This window comes from Acidithiobacillus ferrivorans (genome assembly GCF_016250455.1).
Classification (GTDB): domain Bacteria; phylum Pseudomonadota; class Gammaproteobacteria; order Acidithiobacillales; family Acidithiobacillaceae; genus Acidithiobacillus; species Acidithiobacillus ferrivorans.
This window is the reverse complement of sequence record NZ_CP059488.1, coordinates 1,417,460-1,436,316: the sequence shown is the minus strand read 5'-3', so window position 1 is coordinate 1,436,316 and position 18,857 is coordinate 1,417,460. Positions and strand designations below refer to the sequence as shown.

The window sequence follows — 18,857 nt, the reverse complement described above, 5'->3', positions numbered from 1 at the left end:
CGCAGTACAGTAGCGATGCGCCCAGGCCAGCCAGCCATAAGCTACGGCGCAAGTTGCTCAGGCGATGTTGCCTCGCCTTACCATCCTGATTGACTGTGCCCAGAAGACCTCCTGCCTTAGCTGCCGACCACTTATGGCTCTCACGTCACAAGGATGCCGTCGAAGCAAGGCAAACAGGACCACTCATAGCGTGATAGTTTGCTGAGTTTAGCATGGTTCCGAGAAAGGCAGGCGCCAAGTGAGGAATGCGCGGCATGGCATATCAACCAATTGATAAATATCAGGAAGCGTTTTTGACGGATTGTAAGCTAATCAACGGCGGGTGTTGTCAAAAGGCGGACGCGGGGGATGGATTTCCCGGTAGTCAGTAACCACGATATCCGTATGCATCCCTTTGCGCATTTTTCGCCGCTGCCACCAGAGGAAAAGCATCCCGCTGGCGCCGATGAGGGCAACCGCGATGACCGCAAAAATAGCGAAGAAGAACAGGCCAACCAGCAGGATCATGCTTACCATCACCGCGAGCAGTCGCACCCACCAAGGACCTCGACTACTGAAGGATTGAAAGTAGCTCATTCTGCCTCCTTTGAAATTACTTCATGTCTGTTCGATACCATTGCGCATGTTGCCGCGCTGCGGAAAAGTACGTAGGCTGCTCTCACAGTAAGTAGCTGACGACATTAGGATTATAAATCCTACTCCACTCAGTCGAAGGCGTCCAGCGAGGAGAGACGACCCTTGCGGCCGCATGCTGGCGGGCGGCGAATTCTTTTGCCTCGGCAAGTACTGCCTTGCGCTGTCTGCTGCCTTCCTTACCGAATTGCTTGATGCGGATAGGGGCGTTGCGATCTTTCATTTTTACGAACCAAGTATAAAACTTTACATAATAAGTATTATGCGAACCAATGAGCGCGCATCTCTCAATGGAGCTACAGGTCCGCAGAGTCCAGAGCTGGTATCGATTTCTGATGATCTTTAAACAGGACTATGGGCATACGCAGCGCTAACCACAAACTGGGTAGTGCCGCAGCAAATGCCAGTAGAAAAAATTCTACAAATCCTACCCGTGCCGCAAGAAAGCCGCTAAACCCACCGACGACGGTGGCTGCCACAGACATCAGGGCGGAGCCAATAGCGAAGTGCATCGCCTGATAGCTGCCCTGGCAGCGCTGCATGAGAAAGACCATCAAAACGGCAGTGCCAAGACCCGCTGCCAACTGCTCAAAGGCCACCGTAATGCCGACCCACCAAACAGAAGGCGTTGCCCAAGCTAGCCACGCATAGGCGAGTATTGCCAGAGACTGTATAAACGTCAGCGGAAACAGTGCATTGTGCAACCCCCTGCGAGATATAATGAAGCCCCCCAGCAATGCACCCCCAATACCTGTCACAGTGCCTACCGTGCCGGTGAGAATGCCGCGCGTCACCAGGCCATAGCCCAGGTGGCTAAGGAATGGTGTCACCATCGCAAACATCATGGCGTCACCGGCACGAAAAAGCAGGATAAAGGCCAAGGCCCACACTATTCCCGGTTGCTGTATGTATGTCGAGAAGGCTTCGCGCACCGCACGCCATCGTTGCCCTTGATGACTCGTGGCTGCGGGCGGTGCGGGAAGTATGTGCTTATGAAAAGCTGCCAACCCCCACATCATCGCCGCTGCCGTTAAAAAACAAGCCGTCCAAGACGCCCATCCAGCAAGAATAACGAGGGCACCATTCCCCACCAGCATGGCCACCCGATAGGCGGCGACCCGCATTCCGGAAAATGCTGCCTGATCAGACGGGTTAAGTATCTGAATATAATAGCCATCTACAGACATGTCATGGGTGGCAGACATGAAGGCCATTAACACGAATATTTTAGTGGCGAGATCCAGATTCAGATGCTGCGCGGGCCAGACCAGCAAGGCTGTTACAGCACCCAGAATAATTTCCATCACTATCAGCCAACGCTTTTTATTGGCAAAAAGATCGATTAACGGACTCCAGAATAATTTGAGGTTCCAGGGCAGACCGAAAAAAGAGAGCAGTCCAATAATCTGCAAACTGGCTCCGGCAGAGGTAAAAAACTGCACAGATACCTGCTGCACCAGCGAATAAGGCAGCCCTTCTGCGTAATAGGTGCTGACAATCCAGCTGAATGTTTTGAACTTTTTTCGCAAGACTCATCCGGATCGGCGTATGATGCGGCCATTGTAGCACGCGCCTCTGCCCACCACCCGGGGCATGCGGGCCTGCCAGGACTGACCCTGCAGGAGCGCGCCCATGCTGCTCTTGGCACAGCTATAAAAACCCCCCGCATGCGGGGGGTTTTTAACCTGGCTCAAAACGTAGCCGCCCAAGCAAAAAGCAGGACGAACCACTTTGGCAACGACTTAATGGCAGGCAGAACAGCCCTTGACCTTTGCCAGGGACTTCGCTTTGGCCATCATCACTCTGGGTATATATCCAGAGCCCTAGTCACTGCGCATAGCCGAACCATCACTCGGCGCGGTTTAGCCCGCAGAAGAAGAATCGCTGCTGGTGGTGGCACTCGCGTCAGGTGCCGCAGATTCCATCGGCATAGTAGCACTGCCGCTGTCCGTGGTGGTGGTCGCCGGGGCAGCAGATTCGGTGGTGGTGGTGGCACTGCTGTCAGAAGCAGCGGTGGTGTCTTCCTTTTTGGCACACGCCGAGGCAAGCGCGATGGCACTGGCGACAAGGATGATCCGGGCAACAGGCTTAATCTTAGCAATATCCAACATGTTTTAAACTCTCCTTACGTAGGTTACACGAGATGACAGCGTCAGTAGCTAAATGGTATAGCGCAAATGACCTCAGCATGGTAGCACTAATTTCTCCTGTGCCAAATACCGTCGATCGCAGCATAAGCAAACGCTCGCAGACCAAATGTGCTACAACCGCCACGTGATCAGCGTTGTGAACCCATCTGATATCCGACTGCAGTAGAGCAAAATAATCCGAACCAGCCCTTGCGTTCAGCGGGGCGACCCCTTGTCCGTCGCGGTGTGCGGCAACCCACGGTACGGGGCGAGCGATGGCGTAGCCCTCTGCACCGCTGTACTTTCAATGTCCGCTTCACCAGCAAGATAGGCAGGTCTTTCACACCCCCTCCCCCTTCCACCATTAGATAGATTCAAGGCTCGCAGGCTTCTAGTAGCCACATTATATACGATCGCAGATCATGTGCTTGCACCCCGCGCGTGGCCAGGGGGCTACCTGACTACTTAATACCTATTAAGATCCTGTCGCAACTGGCCGAACAGCACCTTACGTCGGCACTTTGGGATTATATTCGCCCCCAAAACTTACCCTTATCCTCCAAGGCGACACAAATACCGAGGTCACGAATAAACTGGAGGATATTTACGGTACTACTGGCCGAACTGCCGCTGCAAAATCATCTCGGTTGCATCACGCAGAGAACCGTTTTCTGCGGCACATAATTCATGTAGCACGTGGAACGGGATTCCCGCATCCCAGAGGGAGAACGCACAAGCCATAATACAGGCCCCTGTCCTGCTGCCGACCAGTCCCCATTCATCGACATCAAATTCGCGAAGCGCGGTGATTGCGGTCTGGTCCAGCCCGTATCCAGGCTTGTCTACGATCAGGGAATGTCCCACATCGATGATCGCTCCGCCGTCATGGCCATCCCCCAACCGGAGCCGAAAGAGGCTGTCGGGCAGGCTGCAAAACCGGGTGGCTACAACGACTGCATAATCCCGTGCGACATCCCGAATACTTTCAACAAGGTCGGTATCGGGAGAAAACCCAAATTGAAGATCAATGACCACTAATCCATTACGTTGTGACATAAATAAGCCCTTATGAAAGCGATTTGGAAATCAAGCGATGATGTTCTGCGACGGCTCATTGACGATTATACAATGACAGATAGGCCGCCAGTACTCCTAACATTAGACCGGCCAGCACATCCACCGCCACATGCTGGCGTAAGGCCAGGGTGGAATATGCGATACCGATACACCATACCCAATTGAAGAGGAGGATCCACAGCGGTGCCCCAAAGCGGCGTAGCAAGTGGTGTAACCAGATGCCCGAAAAAGTGGCGGTGGCGACATGCAGTGAGGGGCAGGCATTGCCAGAGGCATCCATGCTTTTAAGGAAATCCACGTCGGGATAATGGGCCCAGTCGATATGGGCTGCGGGCACTGCTGTAGGCCAGAGGTAGAAGATGATCAGCCCAACAAGGCACGTCCCAGCCATGGCCATGCCATAGCCATACAGCTCGCGCCGCGTCGCCAGCAACGCCGGGGGAAGAGAGACATAGACCCACAGTGAAATGTATATAGGCAACGCCAGAGGCTGAAAGCCAATCAGATGATCCAGAAACGTCCTTGGCATCACCGTTGGCGGATAGGCCGGGTCTTTGAGCAAATAAAAGTAAGCACCGAAAAATAGGCTAATAAAAAGCGTTGTGCCGATACTTTTGAGATACACATGCCTGGGTATTATCGCAGCCGCCTGACGGTACCAAGGCGGCGGCTGGCTATTATTTTCATTGAAGTAGCGAAGACCACCCTGCAGCAGTAGTGAATCCTGTTCGGCTCGGCGCTTGAGGTCCTCGATCTGTTTCTGCATCGCAGTAATGATTTGCCCTTTCTCCACGCTCATGAGTTTTTGTTCGTCCTCAGCTTCGTGCTTTTCCATGACGGCGTCCTTATTCATTGTCACGAGATCAGTCGCTCTCACCCCGGGTTCAAGTGTAATCATGTGCAGCGGTGGAAAGCTTATTAACCACTTTATAGGACTAGCTATCGAGATAGGTTGTTCAGTCTTTTCTGACGCGCAGTAGAGCCAGTGTCCCGACCACCATCATCCCTGCGGCCAAGGCAAAACCCAGCACGGGTGAAACAGTCGTCCACACAACGCCAACGATTGCGCTGGATATGAACTGCGTAGCGCCATTTACGGTGCCCAGCGCGCCATAGCTTATCGTCAAGGTCTCCGGTTGCACCATTTCCGCCGTTTCCGTCGCCTCCAGCGCCTCTTGCACCGCCACATAAAGCCCGACGATAAAGAAGATATCTGCCAGCAACGCAAAATATTGTCAATACCGAACCAGAATGCCAGCGCCGTGAGAACAGCCGTCAATGCACCCAATACATAACCGGCAATCAGTATGCTCAGATGGCCTATACGATCAGCCACCACCCCGACAGGATATGACACCGCAACCTGAACCAGGTTACGCCAGACGTAGAGTAATCCGGCGACTTGCGCAGCATGTACGATGCCCATCGAAGTGGTCAGCAAGGTGGTGGCCGCGAGAATCAGCAGGCTGTGCGAAAAATCACCGATACTGAAGATGCCGACTGCTCCCAGGTAGCGCTTGAAGCGTGCCGGTAATCCGCGCAGGGAGCTGAAAAACTTCAGCGCCGGATTGGGCGAGTGTTGTGGGTCTTTGACCAGCGTCAGAAAAGCCAGCACCGCGAGTGCGCCCGGAATGACCGAAAGCCATAGAACGAAGCGAAATGGCCCGACGGCATCGTCCCAATGCCAGCCATGCGCCCCAACAACAGCAAAGGCCAGCCTGCAGACAGGGCGATCAACACTTGCCCGACTGGCGTCAGCCCATATCCAATCAAAACCAAGGTCTTGCGATGACCCAACTTGTCGGCTATATAACCTGAAATCATTTTGGTGAAGCTGGCTACGGCGTCAGCAATTCCCTCTATGAGGCCAAGTGCCGCCGCTGGAAGACCAAGCACAGCTAGGAAACCGGGCAGGATGACCGTAGTGGTTTCGTAGCAGAAATCCCCCAGTGCACTGGTGATGCCGGCACCTGCTACGGTGCGGTTGAGCCAGCCCTTCGCTTTGTCTGATTCGATGCTCTCAGTAGATTCGTTTAATATTTTTACTTTTAGCCACCATGAAAATGCAAGAACACATTTGATTTGATGCCTCCACGCGGGGCCCATTAGCATTAATAATTAAGTACTTTATCAGACATTGGAACTTTCGTTAAGGATTTCTTGAATGTAACCGTCTAAGCAACAAAAGGCTGATGGTCGCCGCGAGCGTGGACGGTAAGAACTGCGGCAGGAACTTAGCCAACAACAAATAAAGCCCCTAAATATCAGGGGCTTTATGACGGTCATTGGTGGAGGCGGCGGGAATTGAACCCGCGTCCGCAGTACCTAGACCACCGGATCTACATGCGTAGTTTGTCTATTGGCTTTAACCGCGCCATCCTCCGACAAACAGGATGATGCTACGGCGATTCTGCTTTAATTTAGCACACATCCCACAGACTAGAATATGCACGATTCCGTGTTTTATGACCCTCCGCGCGCCTTTCGGCTCCGGATCCACAGACAAATCCGGGCAGAGGGCTCACTGCTTAAGCAGCGAGGGCGTAATTGCTGTCGTTGGCAATTATGAATCTGCGACCAGTTTTAAGAGCGAACCGCAGCTCTGCATGCACCGAAGGCTTCGCGACCTGCGTCGAAGCCGGTCGCCCCCTACTTACTTCTGTAAGACAAGAAGACGGCCCAAAAGTTGCTCAAGCCATTTCTCCTACTGGTCGATAGTACAGGAGAATCGTCCGCCTGACTATGCCACAAGCCACTAGTGCAGGGGGTTGCCCGACGCAAACAGCAGTGCGATATCCGTATCCGCAAAACGATACACGTCGTGACAGTACTCACAGGTGACGATGACTGCACCTTCTACGGCCAACGTCTCTTCCGCTTCTGCTTGCCCCAGTGACGCCAACATGCGCTCTACCCTCTTACGGGAACAGGAACAGGAAAAGGTTAAAGGCTGCTCGGTATGCAAACGCACCGCCTTCTCCGGGAAAATCTCCGGAAGAAACTGCTCAGGCTGCGCCTTCAGCAGAGACTGATCCGAGCCGATGGCGATAAACTGGGTAGCCACCTGCCAATCCTCGGTACGGAGTACGCCGGGCAGCCGCTGCAAGAAATAGCCTCCGGCCTGTTGCGCCGCCACGTCTACCGCCAGCCGGAAATAGGCGGGCGATTGCACCGACTCGGTAAAATAGGCATTCAGGGATGCCGCCAGCGTTTCCCGCAAGGCCACCAGACCCTGATAGCGATCCCGATCCATCCCTATATCCACGGTGATAGCGAGTAGCGCACCGGGCAGATTCGAGAAATCAACCCTAACCCCCTCCTCCCAGCGACCGTAAGCCCGCATGCCACCCGTCGCCGTCATCTCCGCCACCAGCAGTTTCAACGGTCCCTTGCTCTGCGCCTGCATGATCAAGCGTTCATAGTTTTTCTGGGTGGTGGCCAACAACGCCAGGCCCACCAGCACCTCGCCCAGAAGTTTAGCCATGTCCTCCGGTCCGGAAAAATCCCGCAGCACCCGGGCGTAGATGCCGTCCAGGCGACAGCGTGCACCCCGCAAGGGCAGCGTCTCCCAATAAAAACTCTGCGAAAAATCAGTCATGCATTTCCTCAAATTCCAGGCCTTCCAGTCCCTGCCCCATCAGCGGCAGCAAAGCACGCTGGAGTTGTTTAAACAAACGGGGATCGTATGCTTCCTGTGCGGCAAGAAGTTCTTTCATGTGCTGGCGCTCGGTGGGCATTCCAAAACACGCCGGACAATTTTCGTGAATCACTGGCAGGGCTTGCTCCGTGGCAAACTGGCGCGTTTGCCTTTCCCGACAGTACACCAGGGGGCGGATCACCCGCAAATCGCCTTCCCGCACTCGGTAATGGGCCTTCATGGTGCGCAACTCACCATTATAAAACATAGACATGAAGAAACTTTCCGCGAAATCGTCGAGATGCTGACCAAGCGCCAGGACCTGATAACCTTCGCGTCGAGCACAGCGATATAACACCCCCCGCCGCATTCGCGCACAAAAACTGCAATAAGAGGGCCGTAGCAGGTGTTTGTGTGCCCGCTCGTAAATATTCTGTCGCTCCAGAAAATATGGGATACCCAGCTCCCGCAGATAAGGTACCAGCGGCTGTGGGTCATAATCCGGGCTCATGGGGTCGACGGTGGCCACGCCCAATTCAAAGGGCACCGGGGATTGCCGCTGCATGGCCCGCAGCAGGTGCAGCAGGGTCAGCGAATCTTTTCCACCGGACAGGCCGAGCAGGATGCGATCCCCCGGCTGAATCATGCGGAAATCGGCAATCGCCCGACCGATCCGGCGTTGTAAAAGCTTCGGCACGGGCAGCCGGGGCAGTGCCCTCACCATCTCAGCCTTCACGCATGGATTCCGTCGCGGCCAATTCTTCCAGCGTCACGACTGCCGCCCCCAGTTTGCCCACGACAATACCTGCTGCGCGGTTGGCCAACTCCACAGCGCGGTCCATCGCCCAGCCCGCCGCGAGTGCCGTCGCCAGGGTTGCGATGACCGTGTCTCCGGCACCGGTCACATCAAAGACTTCCCGGGCCTGAGCCGGGTGGTGATAGATGGCATCCTGCATAAAAAGGGTCATCCCTTCTTCGCCGCGTGTCACCAGCAGCGCTTCCAATTGCAGGGACTCCCGCCACTGTTCGCCCAGTGCGCGGAATTGCGCCTCATTCGCCCAGGTGCCCGCCACTGCCTGAAACTCGCTGAGATTGGGGGTAATAATGGTCGCACCCCGGTAGGGGCGATAATCCCTGCCCTTGGGATCAATCAGTACTGGAATACCCAGACTGCGCCCCAATGCCACCAGATGCTCCACTTCCCGCAAGGCGCCCTTGCCGTAATCGGACAGCAGCAGTGACTTGGCATTGATCAACAAGGCCGGTGCCTGCTGACGCAAGGCATCACTGTGGGCTTGACTGGGCTGTGCTTCAAAATCCATGCGCAGGAGCTGTTGTTGGTGACCGATGACGCGCAACTTCACCGTCGTTGGACAGGCCTTATCAGGAATCAGCACAGCCTTGACCCCGGCCTCCGTCAGCAGTATACCCAAACGCTCACCCGCTCCGTCATCCCCGACCGGGGCCAGCAAACGCGCGTGCGCACCCAAGGCCAATACATTCAGGGCGACGTTGGCGGCACCACCGGGACGCTCTTCTTCCCGCCGCACCTGCACCACCGGCACCGGTGCTTCCGGGGAGATACGTTCGACTTTGCCAAACCAGTAACGGTCAAGCATCACATCGCCGACAATGGCCACCTGCGCCTGCGCCAGGCTGTGCAAGTCCGTGCTCATATCATGGGCGTCCAATAGCATGGTAAGTAAAACCTTCGGCACGCACAGTCGCCAAGTCATAAATATTGCGCCCGTCGACAATCAGGGGCTGGCGGAGGAGGCTGCGCATCCGTGCAAAATCGGGGCTGCGGAATTGCTGCCACTCGGTACAGATCACCAGCGCATCTGCATTTTCACAGGCCGTATAAGGGTCCAGGCAAAGCTGTAACGCGCACGGCTCAGCATAAAGCCGCCGTGCCTCATCCATGGCCGCAGGATCAAATGCCTGCACCCGGGCACCGCGCCGCCATAAGGCTTCCATGAGCACCCGGCTGGGAGCCTCGCGCATATCATCGGTATTGGGTTTGAAGGCCAGGCCCCAAACGGCAATGGTCTTACCCGTAAGATCCGCACCTAAAGCCTGCACGACTTTCTGCTCCAGGAGCCGCTTCTGGCGATTATTCACCTTCTCCACTGCAGCCAGAAGGGGCGCATCAAAATCATGTTGCCGTGCACTATACTCCAGTGCCCGCACATCCTTCGGGAAGCAAGATCCGCCATAGCCGCAACCTGGATAAATAAAGGCGTGGCCGATGCGGGGGTCAGCGCCGATGCCGCGGCGCACCTGTTCAATATCCGCTCCCATCCGCTCCGCCAAACCCGCCAGTTCATTCATCAGCGAAATTCTGGTGGCGAGCATGACATTGGCCGCATATTTGGTGAGCTCCGCTGAGGGTGGGTCCATAACGATAAAACGGTCATGATTGCGGTTGAACGGCGCATAGAGGGTGCGCATCTGCTCCGCTGCCGCCCCGTTATCCGTGCCGATGATAATTCGGTCCGGCTTCATGAAGTCTGCCACGGCAGCGCCTTCTTTCAGGAACTCGGGATTGGCAATCACATCGAAGGCGATATCCGCCGTCCGCTCCTGCAAAGCCAGGGCAATGCGCGTACGGACTTTTTGCGCCGTGCCTACCGGCACCGTGGATTTATTGATAACGATGACCGGACGTTGCAAATATTTGCCAATATCGCCAGCCACTGCCAGCACATGGCGCAAGTTGGCAGAGCCATCTGCATCGGGCGGCGTTCCCACGGCAATAAAGAGGAAATCCCCATGAATCACCCCCTCCGCAATGTCCGTCGTGAAGCACAAGCGCCCGCTGGCAAGGCCGCCCTGCACGATGGCGGGCAAATCAGGCTCGTGGATGGGCAGATCGCCGGCCCGCAGTCGCACGACCTTGTCGGCATCCACATCCACACACAGCACCTGATTACCCATCTGCGCCAAGCAGGCACCGGTGACCAGCCCCACATATCCGGTCCCAACCACGGTCACTTTCATCGCCTAGCCCCCCTGTTCCAGCACCACGACCGCCATGGCATAGCGGCGTTCATCGCTGATGGACAGCCAACTGCGCACGCCATCGCCGAGCCCCTGTAAGAGCTGTTGCGCGCGGCCGCCCAAGACCAGTTGCGGACGCCCGGCCGGGTCGTGACCCACCTGCACATCCATCCAGCGCATGCCATCACTCATGCCACTACCCAGCGCCTTAAACGTCGCCTCCTTAGCCGCAAAACGCCGCGCCAGGAAGGCCGCACTGGCAGCAGCCTCCTTCGGCATTTCCGCGGCTTCCAAGGGACCCAGCAGACGCTCAGCTAGACGTTCCCCGAAGCGGGCATAGAGACGGGCCATCCGCTCTACAGCGACAATATCCGTCCCCATCCCTACAATCATCCACGCGCCTCAAGCATAAGCCGTTTCATATCCGTCACCGCCACCGCCATACCGACAAACAGCGCGTGGGCGATAATAGCATGGCCGATATTCAACTCCCGGATATTGGGGATCGCCGCTACCGCCTGCACATTGTGGTAATTCAGACCATGTCCAGCGTTCACTTGTAGACCGAGGCTATCGGCAAAGCTTACCGCACTGACGATCAAGCCCAGCTCTTCTGCACGGGCCGCCGCATCAGCAGCATTGGCATAACGGCCCGTATGCAGTTCGACCACGGGCGCTCCGGTTTCCATCGCCGCCTCTAGCTGAAAGGGATCGGGGTCAATGAACAACGACACTCTGACCTTGGCAGCGGCCAGACGCTGACAGGCCTCTTTAATACGCGGCAACTGCCCGGCGACGTCCAGTCCGCCTTCGGTGGTCAGCTCCGCCCGGCGTTCCGGCACCAGACAGCAATCACTGGGGGCCAGGCGCTCTGCCACGCGTAAAACGCCTTCTTCTACCGCCATTTCCAGGTTGAGGCGAGTACGCAGTGTCTGACTGAGAATTTCCACATCGCGTTCCAGAATATGCCGACGATCCTCGCGCAGGTGCGTGGTAATGGCATCCGCGCCAGCACGTTCCGCTACAAAAGCCGCCTCCACCGGGTCTGGATAACGGGTACCGCGCGCCTGCCGCAACGTGGCCACGTGATCTATATTCACCCCCAAAGCAATCATTCGCTGTGTTCCTCTCTCCGTGTCGTCGACGTGGGCCGTGTTCTGCGCAAGTATGCCGCAAGGAGGCGGCGGCTCTCCAGCGGGCGCCCACCCAGATGGACTTGCAACTCCTGCTCCAGGCAGTGCCGCAAAGAGGGGCCCCAGCCTCCCGCAATTCGTGTCTGCATCGCCCCCTGCAACCAAAGCAAAGCGGCCACCTCCAAGGTCACCACCGCGGCATCGGGCGCATCATGTGCCGGACAGAGTACCCCACGTGCTGCCTGGTAAAACCAGTGCTCTGAAAGCGTAGGATCGAGAGATCGACCACACTCCGCGCAGCGTTCCAGGTCGGGTGCCCAACCCAGGTTTTCCAGCAGGCGCCGCTCGAAGCGCCGCAAATACCAACCCGCACCGGGTTCACCGCGTAACACGCGGATGGTTTCTTCATACACCAGAAAGAGCGCAGGAAAGGGATCCCCACGCTGGGTGAGTCTTAACAGCAACTCGTTGATGTAAAAGAGGCTGAGGTTTTGCAGGGTGTCGAGTGGCAGCGCTGGCCCCAGCTCTTCCGCCTGCGCCAGCACCGGTAACTCACCCCGCCCCAGCCAACGTACCCATAAGGGGCGCCCCGCCTCAATCCGCGCCAGCGGAGAGCGCGCGCGCCGGGCACCTTTGGCCAATACCCCCAGCCGACCCTGTGTCTGGGTAAACAGTTCGACTATTAGACTGGTATCCCCATAAGGATGGCGATGCAAGACCCAGGCACGCTCCCCGGCCTCAGTCGTCATACCCCAGCTCGCGCAGAATATTGCGGTCTTCCGACCACTGTTCCTTTTGTTTGACCCACAAGCCCAGCCAGACCCGCGCCTCGGTCAATTGCTGCAGCGCCTCCCTCGCCCGGCTGCCAATCACCCGCAACCGGCTGCCGCCGTCACCTAAAATAATAGCTTTCTGCCCCGGCCGTCGACAATAAATAGTCGCCTCAATGCGCTGCTGGCCGTCTTCCACTTGATAGCTTTCGATCGCAACTGCGGTATCGTAGGGTAGCTCAGCACCCAGTTGCCGGAATATTTGCTCGCGGATGATCTCTGCCGCCATAAACCGGAGGTTGCGATCGGTGACCTGATCCTCCGGGAAAGATGCCTGTGCCGGTGGTAACAGGGGCACCAGCACATCGGCCAGACGCTCCACATCAGCCGCCTTGCGCGCCGACAGCGGTATGACCGCCGCGAAATCTCCACGCCCCGCCAATATCTGCAAATAGGGAAACAGACGCGCCTTGGCCGTCACCCGATCCACTTTGTTCACTACGGCCACCAGCGGAATGCCAGCCCGCTGTAACCAACACAAGGCCTCCGCATCATCATGGGTCCAGAGCAGCGCCTCTACCACTAGCACGCCCAGATCCGCTGACTCCAGCGCCCCCCGGGTGGCCCGCAGCAGATGTCGGTTAAGACTGCGATAACCACTATGCACACCCGGCGTATCCAGAAACAACAGTTGTCCGTCGGGGCGAGTCAGTATCCCGAGAATCTGATCTCGCGTTGTCTGCGGACGCGGTGCGGTGATACTGATTTTTTGCCCAACCAGATGGTTCAGCAGGGTAGATTTACCAACGTTAGGACGCCCGAGCAGCGCCACATACCCGCTGCGATATCCTTCGTCAGCAGGAACGATATCCGTAACATCATTCACGCGCGGTCACCTGCAGTTGCGCTAACATCAGTGCCGCGGCTTGTTGTTCTGCTTTCCGCCGACTGCCATCCTCAGCTTCGGTAGCCTCGGTGCCCGGCACATTACAACGCGCCACAAAACGTCGTTCATGGGCCTGCCCTTTTTCCGCCACCAAAGCATATATAGGAAGAGGCCGTCCCTGTCCTTGCAAGAATTCCTGCAGGCGCGTTTTGGGGTCACGCAACTCTTCACCGCTCAGATGATCGGTCATCAGGGGTTCAACCAGTTGCGCGACAATATCTTCTGCCGCCGCAAAACCGCCATCAAGAAAGGCCGCGCCAATTACCGCCTCCAGGGCGTCGGCACGAATGGAGTCGCGCCGCGCGCCACCACTGCGTATTTCTCCGGATCCAAGGATCAGAAAATCGGCCAGGGCGATCTTTCCGGCAATCTCCGCCAAGGTTTCTTCACGAACCAGCCGCGCCCGCATTCGCGACAGGTCCCCCTCGCTCACCTTGGGAAAGCGGGCATAAAGCTTCGCCGCCACCACGAAATTCAACGCGGCATCACCCAGAAATTCCAGCCGTTCATTGTGCTGAGCACCAGCACTCCGATGTGTCAGCGCTTGCGAAAGCAAGGATTGCTCACGAAAATGATAACCGACCGATTTTTGCAGCCCTTCTAAGACACCCATAAACGCAGACTCAGTAATCCAAACATGCGAAGAAAGAACCATATCATACACGGAAAAGCCCTTTTTAATGCCCTATGGCTTTAAAATGCAGCAGCAGACTGATATTGGCTATCAAGGGCACAATCTTGTCATAACTGACGGTGATCAACGCTGAGCCCGTACCACTTCTCTCGATATGAATGTCTTTCTGCGGGATATTGATCATGGCAACCCCCAGGCGATCGTTCAGGTCATGGCGAATTTGTGATGGGGACGCTCCCGGCCCAGACTGCTGCGCCTGATGGCTGACAATGTTCTTCAAGGACCAGTAATCGTAGTAGGACGGCATCACCTTCACTACAAAGGCGACCGCAAATACCAGGATCAGCAGCCAGAAAATCACACCGATCAGTGAGACGCCTGCCTCCCTGGAATACTGTGGTGTTACAGATCGTGCACCCTGGGCAGGCTGGTCAATGGCTTTCTTCATGAACGGGGCATCTATAATCGATTTGCGCATTCCGAACCCTCCGGGAGCCGATGGATCCATCCATGACCTATTATTACTTAGTCCCGAATCACGATTTTGCAAGTGCAATCCTCACCCTCAGGAAACCCCGTCCAGCGAACGACCAATCTGCTTCCAGCGGATAGTCCAGTCCTCGGCATTCCAGGAGAACCACACAAACATCGCCTTTCCGACGATATTACGCTCTGGCACCACACCCCAGAAACGGCTGTCATTACTATTATCCCGATCATCGCCCATCATGAAATAGGAATGGGGCGGCACCTTGTAAGGGCCAAAATTCATCTGGGCTTCGGGTGTATCAAATTCGATGATGTGGAACTTGTGGCCCCCAAGTTCCTGCTCATATTCTTGGGTGGGAATCACCATGCCTTCGGCACCCTGCCCTTCCGGTCGATAATTAAAGGTCCGGATAAACTTTTGTGGCACCAGTTTGTTGTTGATGTAGAGGGCGTTTCCCTTCACCTCAATCGTGTCGCCCGGCAGACCGATAACCCGCTTGATGTAGTCGACACGCGGATTTTTGGGATACCGAAACACCATGACATCACCCGCCTCTACCGGGCTGCCTCGGGTGATGGGTGTGTGAATCAAGGGTAGCCGCAACCCCCACTGGAATTTGTTGACCAACACAAAGTCCCCCACCCGCAAGGTCGGGATCATGGAGCCGGAGGGTATCTGAAAAGGCTCAAACAGAAAGGCACGGATCAGGAAAACAATAAGCAATACTGGAAAAAAACTCCGGGCATACTCGACAACAATGGACTCTCTGGCTTCCGCAGGCCGCTTCTTTCGCAAAAACAAGAGATCCACCAGCCAGATCAGGCCAGAAAGCACAACCGCCAGAAACAACCCAAGGGTAAAATCCATTCAGTACCTATCCTTCACTCTGTGCATTACCACAATCAGCCTCCGCATTCATTTCACGGAGCGCGTTTTATCTCTTGTCACTTTTCAGCACCGCCAGAAAAGCCTCTTGAGGAATCTCCACATGACCAATCTGCTTCATGCGTTTTTTACCCTCTTTTTGCTTCTCCAGCAATTTACGTTTACGGGAAATATCACCGCCATAACACTTGGCCAGCACATTCTTGCGCATGGCTTTGACCGACTCCCGGGCAATCACCCGAGCGCCGATTGCTGCCTGTATCGCCACCTCAAACATCTGCCGGGGGATCAGCTCACGCAATCTACTGACCAATTCCCGTCCGCGCCGCTCGGACAGATCGCGATGGACAATCCAGGACAGTGCATCCAGCTTTTCGCCGTTGATCAAAATGTCCATTTTCACCAGCGGTCCGCTTTCAAAGCGCGCGAACTCATAATCCATGGAGGCATAGCCGCGACTCACCGATTTGAGACGGTCAAAAAAATCCAAAACCACCTCATTGTGGGGCAGCTCATAACGCAGCATAACCTGCCCGCCCGTAAACTGCATATTTTTCTGCCGCCCGCGCCGCTCTTCGCAGAGCGCGATCACCGGTCCGAGATAAGCTTCCGGCACCAAAATATTTGCCGTAATGACCGGTTCCTGAATATCCGCGATCTGCTGTATGGGCGGCAAATCGGCAGGATTAGATATCTTCAGCACCTGTCCGTCCGTGGTAATCACCTGATAGATGACGGTCGGCGCGGTGCTGATCAGCTCCAGCTGATATTCCCGCTCCAGGCGTTCCTGCACAATTTCCATGTGCAACAGTCCCAAAAATCCGCAACGGAAACCAAAGCCCAAGGCTTGTGAAGTCTCCGGCTCAAACTGCAACGCCGCATCATTCAGCCGCAACTTCTGCAGTGCCTCGCGAAAATTTTCATAGTCCGCCGAGTCCACGGGATAAAGCCCGGTGAACACCTGCGGCTGCACCTCGCGAAAACCCGGCAGCGGCGCGCTTGCGGGGCGGTCCTGCTCCGTCAGCGTGTCCCCCACCCGGGCGCCTTCGATGGTCCGCACGCCCGCAATAACAAAGCCTACCGCACCAGTCTCCAGAACTGGTACTGTCAGGGATTTTGGGGTAAAAACACCGACCTTTTCGACCACATAAGATTTCTGACCCACCATTGTCAGAATACGTTGGCCCGGTCGGATAGAACCATTCATCACCCGCACCAAAACCACAGTCCCCAGGTAGTTATCGAACCACGAGTCGATGATGAGGGCTTGTAGCGGCGCATCCGGATCGCCTTGGGGCGGCGGGATACGCTCCACCACCCACTCCAGAATCTCCCGAATACCGATGCCTTCTTTAGCACTGGCCTCCACGGCATCGTCAGCGGGCAGCCCGACAATTTCTTCAATCTCCTTGCGCACCCGCTCCGGATCGGCAGATGGCAAATCAATCTTGTTCAGGATAGGCAGAATCTCCAGATCATGTTCGAGCGCCGTATAACAATTGGCCACACTTTGCGCTTCCACACCCTGCGAAGCATCCACGACCAGCAGAGCCCCTTCACAGGCGGCCAGCGAACGGCTGACCTCGTAAGAAAAATCCACATGGCCCGGCGTATCAATGAGATTGAATTGGTACTCCTGCCCATCTGCGGCGCGAAACTGCAAGCGCACACTCTGTGCCTTGATGGTGATTCCGCGTTCCCGTTCGATGTCCATGGTATCCAGCACCTGACTGGACATTTCCCGCTCGGTCAGCGCCCCGCAAAGACGGATAAACTGATCCGCGAGCGTGGATTTGCCGTGATCCACATGGGCGATAATAGAAAAATTTCGAATATGTTGCTGTTCAGTCATATGACCTGTCAATCCATGGGCGTCCGGCGGTCAGTACCGCCGCGCCGGACACCATAACAAAAAGGGCTGGTATAAACACCCAGCCCTTCGCGGCTACTGCCTGCATCAACGCGGCAGCGAAAGTACCAGATAAAAACTCCCCTCACCGCGCCGCACCAGCACCGGTATTGGCTGGCCTGCCGGCAACACCGCCACCAGCTTCTGCAAGTCGGCAGCATTGGTAATCTGCTGTTGTGCTACCTGCAGAATCACATCACCGGGACGAATGCCCGCTTCCGCTGCCGGACCCACACCAACACCGAGGACGAGAACGCCGGTATTCACATTCAGTTGCTTACGTGCTTCCGCCGTCAGCGGACCCACCTGCACGTTCAGTCGTTTGACTTCGCCCTTTTGCGCCGGGCTGCCGGGCGTGGTGGATTGCGCCGCATTCTCCAGATTACCGGGCAGACTCTCTACCACGATGTTGAGGATCATGGGTTTACCATCACGGATGACGCCCAACTTCGCCTTGAAGCCGGCCGGCAATGCACCCACCAGCGGCGGCAACTGACCTGAGTTATAGATGGATTGGCCATCAAAGGAAACAATGACATCCCCTGGACGCAGCCCCGCTTTGGCGGCCGGACCATCAGGTACCACCTGTGACACCAGCGCACCTACCGGCTCTTTCATGTGGAAGGACTTGGCGAGATCCATGCTGACGTCCTGAATCATGACCCCGAGCCAGCCAAAATGCACTTTCTGATGTAACTTTAACTGCTTGACAGCATCCATAGCGACATTGATAGGGATGGAGAAGGACAACCCCATGTAGCCGCCACTACTGGTATAAATCTGGTCGTTGATACCGATCACCTGACCACGCATGTTGAAGAGCGGGCCACCGGAGTTGCCGGGGTTTATCGGCACATCCGTTTGAATAAACGGGATATAGGGATCATCCGGCAAAGGCCGCGAAGTCGCACTGACCACACCCTGGGTCACGCTGTTCTCAAAGCCAAAGGGCGATCCTACTGCCAGTACCCATTGCCCGACCTCCAGCTTGCCGGAATCACCAATTTGTACCGTTGGCAGATTCTTTGCGTCAATTTTGAGCAATGCAACGTCCATACGCGTCGATAACCCCACCAAGTGGGCCGTATATTGATGATGATTGGTGAGACTGACAATGATCTTCTGGGCACCCTTCACCACATGCGCCGCCGTCACAATATAACCATCGGGACTGACGATAAATCCAGAGCCCAGAGACTGCACCTGGTATTTCTGACCGGCTCCGGGCGCTCCCTGAGGGCCACCCGGCTGCCCCGGCGCGCCAAAGAAGGGAGCGAAAAACTGATTCAGGGGAGAGTTCGGTGGGAATGGCGAGCCCGTGTCGCGCGCCACCTTGGTCTCCGTCGTGCTGATGTTCACCACAGCAGGTCCATACTGTTTGACGATGGGCGTAAAATCAGGCAAGCCCACCAATGCCTGACCGCTGGCAGCCGCCCAAGTAGGTGCCACCATCCCTATGCTCAGGCCCAAACCTACACAAAGCGCCACTGCAAGGCGCTGTCTACCCAGCACGCGATTTTTCAAGAAATCCCCTCCCAACCATCCGATTTATTACTTAATCTTAAGACCGTGTCTATCATCTCGGTATCTGCTGTACTTAGCAACAGGCACGGC

Annotated in this window: 21 protein-coding genes and 1 other RNA gene; all 22 read right to left on the bottom strand. The window is 56.1% G+C overall.

From position 1 onward, the window contains the following. Nucleotides 1-312 precede the first annotated feature (312 nt). On the bottom strand, nt 313-576 hold the full coding sequence (locus H2515_RS07135) for a hypothetical protein (RefSeq protein WP_065413074.1): 264 nt from the start codon (nt 574-576) through the stop codon (nt 313-315). Nucleotides 577-658: 82 nt separating this feature from the next. After that, nucleotides 659-856 (bottom strand): hypothetical protein, encoded by a 198-nt coding sequence (locus tag H2515_RS07130; RefSeq protein ID WP_157111309.1) that lies wholly within the window; start codon nt 854-856, stop codon nt 659-661. A 73-nt stretch (nt 857-929) separates the two neighbouring features. Continuing rightward, nucleotides 930-2,162 (bottom strand): MFS transporter, encoded by a 1,233-nt coding sequence (locus tag H2515_RS07125; RefSeq protein ID WP_198661281.1) that lies wholly within the window; start codon nt 2,160-2,162, stop codon nt 930-932. Nucleotides 2,163-2,495: 333 nt separating this feature from the next. Then, nucleotides 2,496-2,744: a hypothetical protein gene (locus H2515_RS07120; RefSeq protein ID WP_035192888.1), complete on the bottom strand. Its 249-nt coding sequence runs from the start codon at nt 2,742-2,744 to the stop codon at nt 2,496-2,498. Between the two features lie 630 nt (nt 2,745-3,374). Beyond that, nucleotides 3,375-3,818, bottom strand: a complete 444-nt coding sequence (locus tag H2515_RS07115; protein WP_035192890.1) for a cysteine hydrolase family protein — start codon at nt 3,816-3,818, stop codon at nt 3,375-3,377. A gap of 55 nt (nt 3,819-3,873) precedes the next feature. After that, nucleotides 3,874-4,674 carry a phosphatase PAP2 family protein gene (locus tag H2515_RS07110; protein WP_035192892.1) on the bottom strand — a complete coding sequence of 267 codons (801 nt, stop codon included), beginning with the start codon at nt 4,672-4,674 and terminating at the stop codon, nt 3,874-3,876. A 121-nt stretch (nt 4,675-4,795) separates the two neighbouring features. Continuing rightward, on the bottom strand, nt 4,796-5,062 hold the full coding sequence (locus H2515_RS07105) for an MFS transporter (RefSeq protein ID WP_198661280.1): 267 nt from the start codon (nt 5,060-5,062) through the stop codon (nt 4,796-4,798). A 376-nt stretch (nt 5,063-5,438) separates the two neighbouring features. After that, nucleotides 5,439-5,945 carry an MFS transporter gene (locus tag H2515_RS07100; RefSeq protein WP_197052758.1) on the bottom strand — a complete coding sequence of 169 codons (507 nt, stop codon included), beginning with the start codon at nt 5,943-5,945 and terminating at the stop codon, nt 5,439-5,441. 180 nt (nt 5,946-6,125) lie between these two features. Next, nucleotides 6,126-6,489: a transfer-messenger RNA gene (gene ssrA / locus H2515_RS07095) on the bottom strand. 105 nt (nt 6,490-6,594) lie between these two features. After that, the gene (gene hslO, locus H2515_RS07090; protein WP_085537827.1) at nt 6,595-7,437 is read right to left on the bottom strand and encodes an Hsp33 family molecular chaperone HslO; all 843 of its coding nucleotides are present in this window, start codon (nt 7,435-7,437) and stop codon (nt 6,595-6,597) included. Continuing rightward, nucleotides 7,430-8,212 (bottom strand): ATP-binding protein, encoded by a 783-nt coding sequence (locus tag H2515_RS07085; RefSeq protein ID WP_231951211.1) that lies wholly within the window; start codon nt 8,210-8,212, stop codon nt 7,430-7,432. Before H2515_RS07085 ends, hslO begins: the two co-directional genes overlap by 8 nt. After that, nucleotides 8,202-9,173 (bottom strand): D-glycero-beta-D-manno-heptose-7-phosphate kinase, encoded by a 972-nt coding sequence (gene rfaE1, locus H2515_RS07080; protein ID WP_065413079.1) that lies wholly within the window; start codon nt 9,171-9,173, stop codon nt 8,202-8,204. The genes H2515_RS07085 and rfaE1 overlap by 11 nt, the downstream gene beginning before the upstream one ends. Further along, nucleotides 9,154-10,476 carry a UDP-glucose dehydrogenase family protein gene (locus H2515_RS07075; protein WP_198661279.1) on the bottom strand — a complete coding sequence of 441 codons (1,323 nt, stop codon included), beginning with the start codon at nt 10,474-10,476 and terminating at the stop codon, nt 9,154-9,156. The genes rfaE1 and H2515_RS07075 overlap by 20 nt, the downstream gene beginning before the upstream one ends. Before the next feature lie 3 nt (nt 10,477-10,479). Beyond that, nucleotides 10,480-10,869 (bottom strand): holo-ACP synthase, encoded by a 390-nt coding sequence (gene acpS, locus H2515_RS07070; protein WP_065413081.1) that lies wholly within the window; start codon nt 10,867-10,869, stop codon nt 10,480-10,482. After that, a complete protein-coding gene (gene pdxJ, locus H2515_RS07065) occupies nt 10,866-11,591 on the bottom strand; it encodes a pyridoxine 5'-phosphate synthase (RefSeq protein ID WP_065413082.1) in 726 nt (241 codons plus the stop codon). Before pdxJ ends, acpS begins: the two co-directional genes overlap by 4 nt. After that, nucleotides 11,588-12,358: a DNA repair protein RecO gene (gene recO / locus H2515_RS07060; RefSeq protein ID WP_035192899.1), complete on the bottom strand. Its 771-nt coding sequence runs from the start codon at nt 12,356-12,358 to the stop codon at nt 11,588-11,590. The genes pdxJ and recO overlap by 4 nt, the downstream gene beginning before the upstream one ends. Then, complete coding sequence (era, locus tag H2515_RS07055) at nt 12,348-13,265, bottom strand: GTPase Era (RefSeq protein ID WP_035192901.1); 918 nt, start codon at nt 13,263-13,265, stop codon at nt 12,348-12,350. The genes recO and era overlap by 11 nt, the downstream gene beginning before the upstream one ends. Beyond that, the gene (gene rnc, locus H2515_RS07050; RefSeq protein WP_198661278.1) at nt 13,258-13,938 is read right to left on the bottom strand and encodes a ribonuclease III; all 681 of its coding nucleotides are present in this window, start codon (nt 13,936-13,938) and stop codon (nt 13,258-13,260) included. Before rnc ends, era begins: the two co-directional genes overlap by 8 nt. 64 nt (nt 13,939-14,002) lie before the next feature. Further along, complete coding sequence (locus tag H2515_RS07045; RefSeq protein WP_198661277.1) at nt 14,003-14,437, bottom strand: DUF4845 domain-containing protein; 435 nt, start codon at nt 14,435-14,437, stop codon at nt 14,003-14,005. 87 nt (nt 14,438-14,524) lie between these two features. Beyond that, nucleotides 14,525-15,316: a signal peptidase I gene (lepB, locus tag H2515_RS07040; RefSeq protein ID WP_035192907.1), complete on the bottom strand. Its 792-nt coding sequence runs from the start codon at nt 15,314-15,316 to the stop codon at nt 14,525-14,527. A 67-nt stretch (nt 15,317-15,383) separates the two neighbouring features. Continuing rightward, nucleotides 15,384-17,186: a translation elongation factor 4 gene (gene lepA / locus H2515_RS07035; protein ID WP_198661276.1), complete on the bottom strand. Its 1,803-nt coding sequence runs from the start codon at nt 17,184-17,186 to the stop codon at nt 15,384-15,386. A 105-nt stretch (nt 17,187-17,291) separates the two neighbouring features. Then, nucleotides 17,292-18,767 (bottom strand): DegQ family serine endoprotease, encoded by a 1,476-nt coding sequence (locus H2515_RS07030; RefSeq protein WP_198661275.1) that lies wholly within the window; start codon nt 18,765-18,767, stop codon nt 17,292-17,294. Between the last annotated feature and the right edge of the window lie 90 nt (nt 18,768-18,857).

Coding starts and splice junctions, on each gene's coding strand:
- H2515_RS07135 (WP_065413074.1), bottom strand. CDS start 576: ATGAGCTACTTTCAATCCTTCAGTAGTCGAGGTCCTTGGTGGGTGCGA.
- H2515_RS07130 (WP_157111309.1), bottom strand. CDS start 856: ATGAAAGATCGCAACGCCCCTATCCGCATCAAGCAATTCGGTAAGGAA.
- H2515_RS07120 (WP_035192888.1), bottom strand. CDS start 2,744: ATGTTGGATATTGCTAAGATTAAGCCTGTTGCCCGGATCATCCTTGTC.
- H2515_RS07115 (WP_035192890.1), bottom strand. CDS start 3,818: ATGTCACAACGTAATGGATTAGTGGTCATTGATCTTCAATTTGGGTTT.
- H2515_RS07110 (WP_035192892.1), bottom strand. CDS start 4,674: ATGGAAAAGCACGAAGCTGAGGACGAACAAAAACTCATGAGCGTGGAG.
- H2515_RS07100 (WP_197052758.1), bottom strand. CDS start 5,945: ATGGGCCCCGCGTGGAGGCATCAAATCAAATGTGTTCTTGCATTTTCA.
- hslO (WP_085537827.1), bottom strand. CDS start 7,437: ATGACTGATTTTTCGCAGAGTTTTTATTGGGAGACGCTGCCCTTGCGG.
- rfaE1 (WP_065413079.1), bottom strand. CDS start 9,173: ATGCTATTGGACGCCCATGATATGAGCACGGACTTGCACAGCCTGGCG.
- H2515_RS07075 (WP_198661279.1), bottom strand. CDS start 10,476: ATGAAAGTGACCGTGGTTGGGACCGGATATGTGGGGCTGGTCACCGGT.
- acpS (WP_065413081.1), bottom strand. CDS start 10,869: ATGATTGTAGGGATGGGGACGGATATTGTCGCTGTAGAGCGGATGGCC.
- pdxJ (WP_065413082.1), bottom strand. CDS start 11,591: ATGATTGCTTTGGGGGTGAATATAGATCACGTGGCCACGTTGCGGCAG.
- recO (WP_035192899.1), bottom strand. CDS start 12,358: ATGACGACTGAGGCCGGGGAGCGTGCCTGGGTCTTGCATCGCCATCCT.
- rnc (WP_198661278.1), bottom strand. CDS start 13,938: ATGGGTGTCTTAGAAGGGCTGCAAAAATCGGTCGGTTATCATTTTCGT.
- H2515_RS07045 (WP_198661277.1), bottom strand. CDS start 14,437: ATGCGCAAATCGATTATAGATGCCCCGTTCATGAAGAAAGCCATTGAC.
- lepB (WP_035192907.1), bottom strand. CDS start 15,316: ATGGATTTTACCCTTGGGTTGTTTCTGGCGGTTGTGCTTTCTGGCCTG.
- lepA (WP_198661276.1), bottom strand. CDS start 17,186: ATGACTGAACAGCAACATATTCGAAATTTTTCTATTATCGCCCATGTG.